Source organism: Rhizobium sp. G21, from assembly GCF_014158035.1.
Classification (GTDB): domain Bacteria; phylum Pseudomonadota; class Alphaproteobacteria; order Rhizobiales; family Rhizobiaceae; genus Rhizobium_E.
This window is the reverse complement of sequence record NZ_JACFXW010000004.1, coordinates 181,470-193,929: the sequence shown is the minus strand read 5'-3', so window position 1 is coordinate 193,929 and position 12,460 is coordinate 181,470. Positions and strand designations below refer to the sequence as shown.

Genomic DNA, 12,460 nt, shown 5'->3' with positions numbered 1-12,460 from the left:
GAATGCGCATGTAGCCGAGACGGGCGACCTCATCGAGCAGGAAAAGCGCTCGCCCTTCCATCGCACCATCACGATTATAGATCGCGTTCAGGAAAGAGCCGATCACGACACGCGCTAATCCGCTGTGGGTCTCCAGCGTCTTCAGGTCGATATTGATGAACACGTCCGTTTTGCCCGACGCGATATCCTCGGTGTGGAATGTCGAGCCGGAGACGAGCGCCGCATAGTTCTGGTAAGAAAGCCAATGCGTTTCCTTGATTGCGTTGGCGTAGACGCCGGAGAATGTTTCAGGCGTCATGTTGACGAAGGCAGCGACGTTCTCCTTCACGAAATCCGATCCAGAGTTATCGTAGATATCCTGCAGGCGCTGTCTGAGTTTCGGCTCGGGCTCCGACAGGTAGCTGCGCACCTGACGCAACGTCTGCTGCTCCTTCGGCGTATGCCCGGATAGGCAGACATCGGCGATGATCGCCGTCAGGAGCTGGAGGCCGGAGGCACGGAAGAAGTCGTCGCGGACCCCGCTCGCACGACCGCTATCGCTCATGATCCACGACGCGACTGAAGCAATATCCTCCTCCTTTGTGCCGCCAAACTGGCCGACCCAGTCGAGTGCATTGAAGCCCGTCGCGGGTTTGCGCGGATCGAGAATTCTGACGCGCCTGCCTGCCGCCTCGCGATGTTTTGAGACCATGGGAGCGACCTCGTTCGAGGGATCGAGCAGGATGAGCGAGCCACCCCATTTCAGCGCTGTCGGGATCGTCACTGACGTCGTCTTGTAACCGCCCGATCCAGCGAAGACGATGCCGTGCGAAGAACCGAACGATCCGTCGAAGCAGAGCAGCGGGGACTTTCCACCGGTGCCCCATGTATCCTTGGTGTCGGCACGAAACGATACGCTGGCAACGCTGTCGCGGTCGACGCGATACCGCTCGCCGACTACAATGCCGCCAGTGCCTGGAAACAGCTTCTCCGCTTCGGCAAGTGTCATCCAGTCGGCCTCGCCGTGCAGGGCACGCTTGCCGATAATTCGTTTGGGCGTTGCCCGGGCGAAGGCGGCGTTGCCGACCATCGCCACGCGTAGTGCAAAGCAGCCGGACATCATTGCCGCGGCTGCGCCGATCATGGTCGAAGGATCGAGATAGGATAGCGCGGATTTTCCCTCCGGCACCTGGGAGGAGAGCGCTACAAGACGCATGCTTTCGCGCACGCAAGCTGTCAGAATGACGGCCGCGTTTCCGATTGCGGCGCCAGCGCCTGCAGAGCGAATGCTCGCCGACCCGGCCGTAGCAAACAGAAACGCTAGGCCCAGAGCTGCGGCCGTTACGAATGGCGCCGCGACCCCTGCCCGTCCCAGGGCAAGCTTTGCCGCCTCGGTCTTTCCGAACCCGGAAAGCCATGTCTCCATCCCTGTCATAGCGAACACGGTCGCCACCATCATGACCGCGGGCAGAATGACGAGAGCGACCCTATTCGCCTTCATTGCCGAACGCCTCCGCCCCGATCGCTGTCAATCGTGATCGCTCATGGCCGTCGGACTTCAGCCGGCGCTGCAGATCTATCAATGCGCCGAGCAGAAGAGCCCGCTTCTCGAAGCGGAGACCGGCTTTGACGATGAGGCCGCCAAGCTCGATCTTGTCGCGCGTGTCCTTCTTTCGGGCGTCGGACGTTGCGTTCCTGCTCATCCGCTCAAGCCTCGCCAACGCCGCCCGAAGCCGAGCCAGACGCGAGCGCCTCGGTCTGCCCGCTGCCCGTGCTGCTGTCGCCCGCCCCTTTCTTTCCGACCGAACCGAGTTTGCCTCCGCGAAAGCCCTTCGCCAATTCCTCGAACGCCGCCTGAAGGTCGGTCTCCTCGATTTCGATCTCGCCAAGACCTCCCCGAAGCGCGATGCGACCGATGCGCTCGGCCTCTCTCGTCTCCGCGTGCTTGAGCTGTTCCTGGAGTTTGGCGATTTCTTCGCGGATCTTGGAGGATGGCTTCTTCATCTCTGGATTGTCCTCTGTTGCTGCATGACGTGCTTCACGTAGCCAGAGTCGTTCAGATCGGCGTGCCGATCTACTAACAGAAATGCGAGTAGGCGGAGCCTACGCTTTTGAGCATCATCCCATCCGTTCGCAAGGACGGATCCGAAGGGCGCAATTATACGTCGCTGATGCGACGCTCTGCTTTTGCCCCCTGGCGGGGCCTTCCGCTCCTGACGAACACGTTGATTTTGTTCGATCGAAGGAGCTTGCCTCGTCATGGCCGTCCCGCATTTCTCAGTCAGCATCGTCGCCCGCGGCTCCGGCCGCAGCGCGGTGCTGTCGGCGGCCTACCGGCACTGCGCCAAGATGGACTATGAGCGGGAAGCCCGGACGATAGACTACACCCGCAAGCAGGGCCTGCTTCATGAGGAGTTTATCATCCCCGCCGATGCGCCTGAATGGCTGCAATCGATGATTGCCGATCGGTCTGTTTCGGGAGCGTCGGAAGCGTTCTGGAACGAGGTCGAGGCTTTCGAGAAACGGTCTGATGCACAGCTTGCAAAGGACGTCACCATCGCCTTGCCGGTAGAGCTGTCGGCTGAGCAGAACATCGAGCTCGTGCGGGAATTCGTAGCGCTGCACATAACGGCCGAAGGCATGGTGGCTGACTGGGTTTTCCACGACGCGCCGGGCAATCCGCATATCCATCTGATGACCACTTTGCGGCCGCTGACCGCCGACGGGTTCGGTTCGAAGAGGGTGGTGGTCACGGGACCGGACGGCAAAGCGCTGCGCAATGACAGCGGCAAGATCGTCTACCAGCTCTGGGCCGGTGGGCTCGATGACTTCAACGCGTTTCGCGACGGCTGGTTTGCCTGCCAGAACCGGCATCTGGCACTTGCCGGCCTCGATATCAGGATCGACGGCCGGTCCTTTGAGAAGCAGGGAATTGAGCTGACGCCCACCATCCATCTCGGTGTTGGCACGAAGGCGATCGAGCGGAAGGCTGTCGGTGCGGAGGAGAAGGCTGCGCTCGAACGGCTGGAGCTGCTGGAGGAGCGGCGAGTAGAGAACGCTCAACGAATCCAGCGCAATCCAGCGATCGTACTCGACCTGATCACGCGGGAGAAGAGCGTGTTCGACGAACGCGATGTCGCCAAGATTCTGCATCGCTATGTCGATGATGCGGGCCTCTTCCAAAGCTTGATAGCGCGGATCCTTCAGAACCCCGAAACCCTCCGGCTCGATCGCGAACGTCTGGACTTCGTGACCGGGGTCCGTGCGCCGGCAAAATACACGACACGCGAACTGATCCGCCTCGAAGCCGAGATGGCCAACCGGGCAATCTGGCTCTCGCAACGCTCGTCGCATGGCGTCCAGAAACCAGTGCTCGAGGCGACGTTCGCGCGCCACGAACGGCTGTCCGACGAGCAGAAGGTCGCCATCGAACACGTTGCCGGTGGTGAGCGGATCGCCGCCGTGATCGGCCGGGCCGGCGCCGGCAAGACCACGATGATGAAGGCTGCCCGTGAGGCATGGGAAGCGGCCGGCTATCGTGTGGTTGGTGGTGCGCTCGCCGGCAAGGCGGCAGAAGGTCTGGAGAAGGAAGCCGGTATCGTCTCGCGCACGTTGTCGTCCTGGGAGCTTCGTTGGAGCCAAGGTCGCGGGCAGCTCGACGACCGGACGGTCTTCGTGCTGGACGAGGCCGGCATGGTTTCGTCGCGGCAGATGGCATTGTTAGTGGAAGCTGTCACCAAAGCCGGCGCCAAGCTCGTGCTTGTCGGCGATCCGGAGCAACTGCAGCCGATCGAAGCGGGTGCTGCCTTCCGCGCCATTGCCGATCGCATCGGCTATGCCGAACTCGAAACCATCTATCGCCAGCGTGAACAATGGATGCGCGACGCTTCGCTCGATCTCGCGCGTGGCAATGTCGGCAAAGCCCTCGCAGCCTATCAGTCCAACGGCAAGATGATCGGCTCAGAGCTGAAGGCCGATGCGGTCACCAACCTCATCTCGGACTGGAACCGCGAATACGATCCTGCGAAGTCCACATTGATCCTTGCGCACCTGCGCCGTGACGTCCGCATGCTGAATGAGCTGGCGCGCACGAAACTGATCGAGCGCGGCATCATCGAGCGGGGCTTTGTATTCAAAACCGCCGATGGCAACCGCAACTTTGCAGCCGGCGACCAGATTGTCTTCCTGAAGAACGAGGGTTCGATCGGCGTAAAGAACGGCATGCTGGGCAAGGTGCTGGAAGCCACACCGGGTCGCCTCGTGGCCGTGATTGGCGAGGGCGAACATCGCGCCCAAGTTACGGTCGAACAGCACTTCTATAACAACGTCGATCACGGTTACGCGACCACGGTGCACAAAGCCCAAGGCGCCACGGTCGACCGGGTCAAGGTACTGGCATCCCTCTCGCTTGATCGCCACCTCACCTACGTCGCGATGACCCGCCACCGTGAAGATCTGGGCGTCTATTCCGGCAGCCGATCCTTCACCAAGGCTGGCGGTCTGGTCGAAATACTGTCGCGGAGGAATTCCAAGGAAATGACACTCGATTATGCCGGCGGCAGCCTCTACGGCCAAGCACTTCGGTTCGCCGAAGCGCGCGGCCTTCACATCATCAACGTCGCCAGAACGGTTGCGCGCGATCGTCTCGAATGGACGGTGCGGCAGAGCTCAAGGCTCGTCGATCTCGCCGGCAAGCTTGCGGCTATTGGTGCCAGGCTCGGTTTCGCAACGTCGGCGGCCAACACAATTCGAACGTCAGCTAAGGAGGCCAAGCCCATGGTATCAGGTATCACCACCTTTCCGAAATCGATCGACCAAGCCGTCGAGGATAAGCTCGCCGCAGACCCAGCGCTCAAGAAGCAATGGGAAGAAGTCTCGATGCGCTTCCATCACGTCTACGCGCAGCCGGAAAGCGCCTTCAAAGCCGTCAACGTCGATGCGATATTGCGCGACGACCAGGCAGCTGCAGAAAAGACCATCGCCAGGATTGCCAGCGAGCCTGAAACCTTCGGTGCACTCAAGGGCAAGACGGGTCTACTCGCCAGCCGCGGCGACAAGGTCGACCGGGACCGGGCGCTCAAAAATGTGACGCCGCTCGCCGACAGCATCAGCGATTATCTCCGCCAGCGTGGCGATGCCGAGCGGCGAAATCACGCCGAGGAGCTGGCGGTGCGCAGGCAGGTCTCGCTGGAGATCCCTGCCCTCTCGTCCAATGCGAAGAGCGTGCTGGAACGCGTCCGCGATGCCATCGACAGGAATGATCTGCCCTCGGGCCTCGAATATGCGCTTGCCGATAAGATGGTGAAGGCAGAATTAGAAGGTTTCGCCAAGGCAGTTACCGAGCGGTTCGGAGAAAGGACGTTCCTGCCACTCGCAGCGAAGGATGCCAATGGAGAGGCGTTCCAGCGCGTCACATCAGGCATGAGTGCTGCCCAGAAGAGCGAGGTGCAACAGGCCTGGAATACGATGCGGACGGTCCAGCAACTGAACGCCCATGAGCGCAGTGTGACGGCACTCAAGCAGGCTGAGACACCGCGTCAGACGAAATCTCAGGGGCTTATCCTCAAATGAAGATGCGCCATCGACATAAAGTGCTCCGGCGCATGAAGCGGCTCGTCTGGTTCTATCGGATCAGCAGCGTCAGCCTCTTTACGCTTGGCCTCATTGTGCTGCTCGGAGGTCACGGCTTCAGGGTCAATCTCACACTCAGCGAGCCGCTGGGCCTGTGGCGGATCGTCAAACCCGATCGTCCTATCCTGGTTGGCGATCTGGTCTTCATTTGCCCACCGGACACTGACGCGACGCGTGCGGCGCGTGCGCGTGGATATCTGCGCTTCGGCCTCTGCGCCGGTTGGGTCGCACCATTGATCAAAACGGTGGTGGCGACATCCGGACAGGCGATCGAGATTGCTGATGATGTGCGTGTTGATGGTCGGCCGCTGCTCCATTCGCGTATAGCACGGGTGGACGGTCAGGGTCGTAAGATGGTGCCTTACGATGGGGGCATCGTTCCGCCCCGCGCAGTCTTCCTGCATTCCGAGTTTCCGGGATCGTTCGATAGCCGCTACTTCGGTCCTTCGCCGTCGGATGGCATCCTCGGACTGGCGCGAGAGGTGTGGACCTATGCGCCGTGAACTCTTCCGATCAGGTGCCCTCATCGCGCTGTCGACGAGCGCTGGATGGATCAGCTGGAGCGGTGACGTGCTTCTCTTGCCCGTCGCTGGGGCATTCCCTATGCTCTGGTCTCTGGCGCGGAAGCGCCTGCACGCAACGGCGATCTCTGCTGCCTACTTCCTAGCTGCATCGCGTGGACTGCCGCAAGGCGTGGCGAACTTCTATGGGCAGGATATCTGGCCTGGCCTTCTCCTTTGGCTGGTCGCCTCCTCCGCGTTCATCACCGTTCACTCCGTGCTCTGGGCCGATCACGAGGGATGGCAGAAGCCGCTTCGCTATCTGGCCGCATGCGTCGCAATGGCGGTCCCTCCCCTGGGCATTCTGGGATGGGCGCATCCGATCACGGCTGCGGGCGTTTTGTTTCCCGGCTGGGGATGGTGGGGTCTGGGAGCGATGGCAGCCGGCCTGATCGTCACGACGACGCGGTATCGGCCGGCTGCAGCCTTGGCCATGGCAGGCTTCTGGCTCTGGTCCGCCGCTGAGTGGACGCCGCCGATTCTACCTGCGTCGTGGATAGGTGTCGACCTCGAAATGGGCGCATCTCTCGGACGCGAAGATGGCCTCGAGCGGCAACAGAAGCTGATCGACATCGTGCGCCTCCACCCGCCGGGCACGACGATTGTTTTACCGGAAAGTGCTCTCGGTTTCTGGACGCCGACGGCTGGCAGCGTCTGGCAGCGATCTATCGCCGGAACGGGCGTCACTGTCATCGCGGGAGCGGCCGCCATCGACGGCCAAGGCTACGACAATGTGCTCGTCAAACTGTCGGCTGATGGAACCAATATTCTCTATCGGGAGCGGATGCCGGTCCCCGGGTCGATGTGGCAGCCGTGGCGAGCCTGGATCGGCGATCAAGGCGGCGCTCGGGCACATTTCTTCGCTAATCCCGTTGTCGACGTCGGCAACCAGACTGTGGCGCCGCTGATCTGCTATGAACAGCTTCTCGTCTGGCCGATCCTTCAATCGGCGCTCCATCGACCCGGCGCCATCGTCGCAGTCGGGAACGGCTGGTGGACCGCGGGAACATCGATCATCAACATTCAACGGGCAAGCAGTGAGGCCTGGGCCCGCTTGTTCGACCTTCCTCTCGTCATCTCGTTCAACAGTTAGGGATTGGAGCTCGCATGCTGGACGCTGCCTTGATCAAGGAATGTGCCGACCCGTCGCTGAAGCCGGCAATCGTCGAACAGTTCGTGCAGGCCGCTGGCTCGGAGGACCCGCTGGCCATCACGGTCAAGTTCGGGGACCGTCTGATCCTCATTCCCAAACCGAAGACACCCGAAGAAGCAATCGAGATCGTCCGCGAGAACATCGGTGGCTCTATCGTCCGGGTCGGCCTCACCCAGATCCCTGCTGGCATCGGGTTGAAGGACGCGTCGGAGCTGAATGTTGATCTGGTTGACCCTTGCGCCAATCTGCGGATGGGCACATCGATGTTTTCAAAGATCTTTCGCATAGTCGCGAATTGGTATGGAAACCCGATGAGCGAAGAGGTGTTCCCGCAGCTCTTCGACGATGCTGTTCACGCTTGGCGGACCGGCAAGTTCGAGGGTGAGAGCGTGTTTCAGGCCGAGGATCCGGGTGGCGCAGTGGTGCAGCGTTCGGAGGTGGAGGCCGACGATGCCGGCAAAGCCGAGGATGATACACCCTCTGAAACGCCGGGGGAAACGCCGATCAAGCCTGATGATGCTGGCATCCGGATCGATCTGACCAGGATCGGCGGCCAGAGGTGAGGATGATCACGATTGAACGCCTAATGGATTAAAAATGGACGGTGCGCTACTTTAAAATAGACGCGAATTCAGTTAAGAATGGCCGTATGAACGAACGCCAGAATTCAAAGACCCTTGTCGATCGCAAAGCGCGGCCTCTCGTAAAGACAGCGCTCGCCGATACCCGGGTAATCTTGATATCCGGACCTCGGCAGGCCGGGAAGACCACGCTAGCGCGCATGTTCTCGGACGAGGATCGACCATACATTACATTGGATGATGCGGGTACGCTGAATGCCGCAAAAGCCGATCCCACAGGGTTTATCCGCGGGATCAAGCGGGCGGTGATCGACGAGGTCCAACGAGCCCCTGATCTGATGCTTGCCATCAAGGCAAGCGTGGATGACGATCAGGAGCCGGGGCGGTTTCTGTTAACGGGCTCCGCCAATCTCGCGACCATTCCGGCTATTGCTGACTCTCTGGCCGGCCGAATGGCAGTCATTCCCCTTCTTCCATTTGCGCAGGCCGAAATCCGATCAAGTCCTGGTCTCATGCTCGATCGTTTGTTTGCGGGGAGGAACCAGCCATTAAGGGTGAGGTTGTTCTGGGCAAGGAACTGATGAGCATCGTTCTGGCGGGCGGCTACCCTGAAGCCTTGAGGCGAACCACGTCGGCCCGTCGCGTCTCGTGGCTCGAAGACTATGTCAGTCTGATCCTGGATCGCGACGTGCGCGACATTGCCAACATCGATCAGCTCGATCGTTTGCCGCGCCTCCTGAACATCCTTGCGGAACATGCCGGGCAATTGATCAACAATAGCAGCTTCGGCTCGGCGCTGGGATTGTCCGGGGTCACCGCCCAGAAATACATAGCCATCCTGGAGCGGTTATTCCTTGTCAAAACTTTGGCGCCATGGTCGAACAACCGGCTCAGTCGGCTTGTCAAAACGCCGAAGCTCCATTTCATCGACACAGGACTTCTGGCGGCTTTGCGTGAGGACGAACTGGCGAGGCTATCTGATGACAAGACCCGATTTGGCGCGCTGCTAGAAAGTTTCGTCGTTTCCGAACTAATGAAACTGGCATCCTGGTCCGAGAGGCGCGTTTCGTTTTCGCATTATAGAACGAAGGATCTGGATGAGGTCGATGTCGTGATTGAGGATCGGCGTGGGCGGATCATTGGTATTGAAGTGAAAGCGTCTGCGACCGTCCGGGCCGATGATTTCCGTGGGTTACGTCAGTTGCAGGCAGCGGTCGGTGACCGTTTCGTGCGTGGCCTCGTCCTGCATGATCATGACCGCATCACGCCGTTTGCCGAGCGCCTCCAGGCTGCGCCCCTCTCAATCCTGTGGTCGATGTGAAGTGGTACTTACCGGTCTAAAGAGGTTTTGCCTGGTGGCAACCGTAGCGAGAAACGCTTTGCGTTGTTCACCGTGGCGCCAAGGTCTGAAAGTCTGGATAGTCTGCCGCTTACCGGGTGTGCCGTCGACCAGATGTCAGCAAGCTCGACCATGCGAACCGTGAGCGACGGATAACCTGCAACGATCTCCTCTGTGGTCGCGCCCTGGCTCCTCATGGCTGCAACCATTCTAACCGGAACACGGGTGCCCCTGAACATAGGCTCACCGCCGCAGACACCCGTAACACGCTCGATCGCGTCTTCGGCCTCACGACGGGGCAACTCAATCTCCAGTTCCATTGTGGGGCGTAACCAGTTCAACATGGCTTACTCCGAGCGCCTGGGCGATTTCATAGAGCGTAACGATGGACGGATTTCGCTTTCCGCGTTCGAGATCGCTCAAGTATTGTTGGCTGAAGCCGGAGCGCGCTTCCACATCCTCTTGCGTCAGGCCTTTTTCCCGACGGAGGCGGGCGAAATTTCGGCCGACCAGCTTGCGCATATCCATGCGCCGAAAGATCGTCGTTTACATACTTTAAGTTTATCAACTATAATATGTAAACGCGCGTTAAACCGATTTGCCTTCGCGGATACCTCATTCCAAAGAAGGTTTACACCGGCAGGATATGGGCGGTACTTACACCGATAATCTTCAAAGCAAGTGCAGACGGGCCTGTGTCTGATACCAAACTCATATTGCGCCCACTTATCGGATTGATGCGTGACCAGCCGTCCGAAGAGATAGAGCGCCACGTCGTGCGTGAAATTGAGAAGCATCGCCGCCTGCGCGATGACGCCGTCATGCTTGAAGCCCAGGTCGATACCGCAGCTGACCCCGAGACGGCTCGTGAAACAATTCAGGCCTATATCACGGCGATGATTGCCGTCCACGCGCAGCAGACGGTCGTGTCAACGCTTCTCGACATTCTGGGCTATATTCCCGACTTGCCGAAATCTAAGGGGCACTGACCTAGATCAGGCCGAACTCCTTGGCCATTGCCGTCGCCTGGGGCAAGCTTGTCGCGCCCAGCGCCGATTTGGCATTGCGCAGAAAGAACGCGACATTGGCATATGTCGTGTTCTCGATAATGGCGATGGCCTTCATGGACTTGCCTTCCGCCGACCAGCGCAGGCAGGTCAGTTCGTCCGATTTCATCCGAATTAGGGTGCGATCGGTCGGCTTCGCCCCCAGACTTTCCAACCGCGAGTGTAGTTGTGCGACAGCAGAAGCGGCAAGCACCGGGTTCAGTGATTGCCCCATGGCGAAATCTGCCCCCTCCGACGCCAGCGTGAGCATCGCCATCCGACCAAATCCTGCTTTTATAGGGACCGTTATACCGGATCTGATCCCGAACTCTCCCGCCTCTCCATAAAAGTTTCTGCGCTCTTTGCTCATCCGGAGCGACGTTTGATTGGACCAGGCGAATGCCTCTGGTTGATCGCGTGCGCTACGCACGACGGGATCGATCAGAGCGTAGGACTTTTCGAAGTACCGCTGCTGCCACTCGACATCATAGTTCGAGATCGCCGTTTGCGTTTCTGCTTGCAGATTGAGATAGGCGTAAGCCCCAAAACCCGCTTCCCGGCTTAACTTTTCCAAGGTCATCTTTACCGTGGCATCGTCATGCGCCAGGGTGACCTGCTCGGTCAAACGCTCAAACCATTGGTTCAATTCATGGCCTCCTTTGCGTGAGGTTATGAACGCAACAAGGTTGCAGTCATATATGGCAGTACCCTTTGTCGAGGGCTTGGTTGCTCCGAAACGGAGGCGCAGCGCATGATTGCGCTCGCCGAAAGTCGAGTACTAGAAGAAAGAATATGAATGCGCAAGTTGTGTGATGGTGCCGCGATTCAATTTTTGAGGCGGAGGGGTCAGATTGCGCTGATGGTTCTTCTAATGCCGATATGAAGTCGGGAAAATAATATCCTGATCGACCAACACGTTGAATTTGTAGCCCGGCCTGATCCTTAAGGTCGGCTGAACATTGAGATTTTTTGAGATGGTCTGCTCTGCAACACGACCGAAGGATTCGGCGAAATTTCGCCGCGCGGCATCTGAAGCCGTATCCTGCGTGGCAAGCGTCGAACTCTCCGGCATCGACATGTCGATCCCCGTGCCGATGATGGCAACGAGAGCAGCAGACCCGAACGTGCGCCACAGATGTCGGTCGACCTTGTCCTTGAAGCCGCCATATCCCTCGGCATCCGTTCCGGCCATCCCGCCGATCTGAAGCGTCGACCCATTTGGGAAGATCAGGTCGGTCCAGACGACCAGCACGCGCTCCTGTCCAAACGACACCTTGGAATCGTAGCGGCCAAACAGCTTGGCTCCCTGGGGGATAAGCAGCCGGTAGCCGGTGGCGCTGTCATAGACATTCTGGCTGACCTGTGCCGAAATTCGTCCAGGAAGGTCTGAGTTCAGGCCCGTTATCATCGTGGCAGGGATGACCGATCCTCGCTTCAACTCGTAGGGCGAGAATTGCGGGACGACCTGGTTCGGCAGATAGCCGAGATCCTTGATGTCCTGGTTGAAAAAATCCTCCTTCGAGTTCTGCCCGTTTTGATCGACGTTCTGTCCGAGTAAACCGGACTTCATCGCAGCGCTGTAGAGATCAGATGCACTGTTCGTCGTGGCATTGAGCGGTTGGCGGGTGTCGATCCTGGTTTCGGAAGCATTCTTCTGCACCTCTGAGACGTCCACCTTGAGCGGGGAATCGAGCGCTGTTGCCCGTGCCTGGAGGCTTGCCATCCTCTGACGCTGCGCCTCGCGGAGAATTTGCTCGTCCTGTTCCCGCTTCAGCCGGGCCTTCCACTCGGCTTCTGGCTCGAGTCGCGAGCGCCGTTCTGTCCGAACTTCGTTCTGCCGCTCCACGACGGCCTCTTTCACCGGCTCGCGTTCGACAACGACGGGCGTCGGCTGAAACACTTCTCGGCTCTCCGGTTCGCCTATGATCCCGTCCGACACGCCGCGTTTCAGTTGATCGCCAAACGTGGTCGCCGGTGACGCGGAGGTGGTGTCGAGTTCATTTCCGCGGTTGAAGGAGAGACCGCGCCACGACAGGCCGATGATCACGACACCGAAGAACAGAACAATAATGACGATCGCAACGATGATCGGCAGGCGATTGAGGCGTCGCATGCTCTGTTGATCGTCAGCATTGCCCGCCGTGCCGAGCTGGAGCGATTGAACCATGGTC

11 protein-coding genes and 2 pseudogenes are annotated in these 12,460 nt (G+C 59.5%); 6 read left to right on the top strand and 7 right to left on the bottom strand.

Going from position 1 to position 12,460, the window contains the following annotated elements; translation table 11 throughout:
- The 3 genes from H2O14_RS26590 to traC form a co-directional block, all read right to left on the bottom strand.
- Positions 1-1,480 (bottom strand): type IV secretory system conjugative DNA transfer family protein (locus H2O14_RS26590; protein ID WP_182830289.1); only part of this gene is annotated, 1,480 nt, incomplete at its 3' end.
- A complete protein-coding gene (gene traD / locus H2O14_RS26585; RefSeq protein ID WP_113376220.1) occupies positions 1,467-1,682 on the bottom strand; it encodes a type IV conjugative transfer system coupling protein TraD in 216 nt (71 codons plus the stop codon). The genes traD and H2O14_RS26590, both read right to left, overlap by 14 nt.
- A gap of 4 nt (positions 1,683-1,686) precedes the next feature.
- Positions 1,687-1,983, bottom strand: a complete 297-nt coding sequence (gene traC, locus H2O14_RS26580; protein WP_182830288.1) for a conjugal transfer protein TraC — start codon at positions 1,981-1,983, stop codon at positions 1,687-1,689.
- Positions 1,984-2,238: 255 nt separating this feature from the next.
- Between traC and traA the strand changes: the two genes are divergently transcribed.
- The 5 genes and pseudogenes from traA to H2O14_RS26555 all read left to right on the top strand — a co-directional run bounded on the left by traA (position 2,239) and on the right by H2O14_RS26555 (position 9,225).
- Complete coding sequence (gene traA / locus H2O14_RS26575) at positions 2,239-5,550, top strand: Ti-type conjugative transfer relaxase TraA (RefSeq protein ID WP_182830287.1); 3,312 nt, start codon at positions 2,239-2,241, stop codon at positions 5,548-5,550.
- 2 nt (positions 5,551-5,552) lie between these two features.
- Positions 5,553-6,113 (top strand): conjugative transfer signal peptidase TraF, encoded by a 561-nt coding sequence (traF, locus tag H2O14_RS26570; protein ID WP_246697866.1) that lies wholly within the window; start codon positions 5,553-5,555, stop codon positions 6,111-6,113.
- Positions 6,103-7,263, top strand: coding sequence for a conjugal transfer protein TraB (locus H2O14_RS26565; protein WP_182830285.1), 1,161 nt, complete (start codon positions 6,103-6,105; stop codon positions 7,261-7,263). Before traF ends, H2O14_RS26565 begins: the two co-directional genes overlap by 11 nt.
- A gap of 14 nt (positions 7,264-7,277) precedes the next feature.
- Entirely contained in the window at positions 7,278-7,886 is a 609-nt protein-coding gene (locus tag H2O14_RS26560; RefSeq protein WP_182830284.1) for a TraH family protein, read from the top strand.
- An 86-nt stretch (positions 7,887-7,972) separates the two neighbouring features.
- Positions 7,973-9,225: pseudogene (locus H2O14_RS26555) on the top strand (ATP-binding protein).
- Between the two features lie 8 nt (positions 9,226-9,233).
- Here H2O14_RS26555 and H2O14_RS26550 read toward each other — a convergent pair.
- Positions 9,234-9,536 (bottom strand): annotated as a pseudogene (locus H2O14_RS26550) (DUF433 domain-containing protein); the annotation flags it as partial.
- Positions 9,537-9,546: 10 nt separating this feature from the next.
- Entirely contained in the window at positions 9,547-9,771 is a 225-nt protein-coding gene (locus H2O14_RS26545) for a helix-turn-helix domain-containing protein (protein ID WP_182830282.1), read from the bottom strand.
- 167 nt (positions 9,772-9,938) lie between these two features.
- Between H2O14_RS26545 and H2O14_RS26540 the strand changes: the two genes are divergently transcribed.
- Complete coding sequence (locus H2O14_RS26540; RefSeq protein ID WP_182830281.1) at positions 9,939-10,232, top strand: transcriptional repressor TraM; 294 nt, start codon at positions 9,939-9,941, stop codon at positions 10,230-10,232.
- Between the two features lies 1 nt (position 10,233).
- Here H2O14_RS26540 and H2O14_RS26535 read toward each other — a convergent pair whose 3' ends face one another.
- Together H2O14_RS26535 and trbI are read right to left on the bottom strand one after the other, a co-directional pair.
- Positions 10,234-10,935, bottom strand: a complete 702-nt coding sequence (locus H2O14_RS26535; RefSeq protein ID WP_246697855.1) for an autoinducer binding domain-containing protein — start codon at positions 10,933-10,935, stop codon at positions 10,234-10,236.
- Between the two features lie 222 nt (positions 10,936-11,157).
- Positions 11,158-12,456, bottom strand: a complete 1,299-nt coding sequence (gene trbI, locus H2O14_RS26530) for an IncP-type conjugal transfer protein TrbI (protein WP_182830280.1) — start codon at positions 12,454-12,456, stop codon at positions 11,158-11,160.
- Positions 12,457-12,460: the final 4 nt, after the last annotated feature.

Bases quoted from the DNA above. Each gene is read 5' to 3' on its own strand.
- traD (WP_113376220.1), bottom strand. From the start codon at position 1,682: ATGAGCAGGAACGCAACGTCCGACGCCCGAAAGAAGGACACGCGCGAC.
- traC (WP_182830288.1), bottom strand. From the start codon at position 1,983: ATGAAGAAGCCATCCTCCAAGATCCGCGAAGAAATCGCCAAACTCCAG.
- traA (WP_182830287.1), top strand. From the start codon at position 2,239: ATGGCCGTCCCGCATTTCTCAGTCAGCATCGTCGCCCGCGGCTCCGGC.
- traF (WP_246697866.1), top strand. From the start codon at position 5,553: ATGCGCCATCGACATAAAGTGCTCCGGCGCATGAAGCGGCTCGTCTGG.
- H2O14_RS26565 (WP_182830285.1), top strand. From the start codon at position 6,103: ATGCGCCGTGAACTCTTCCGATCAGGTGCCCTCATCGCGCTGTCGACG.
- H2O14_RS26560 (WP_182830284.1), top strand. From the start codon at position 7,278: ATGCTGGACGCTGCCTTGATCAAGGAATGTGCCGACCCGTCGCTGAAG.
- H2O14_RS26545 (WP_182830282.1), bottom strand. From the start codon at position 9,771: ATGGATATGCGCAAGCTGGTCGGCCGAAATTTCGCCCGCCTCCGTCGG.
- trbI (WP_182830280.1), bottom strand. From the start codon at position 12,456: ATGGTTCAATCGCTCCAGCTCGGCACGGCGGGCAATGCTGACGATCAA.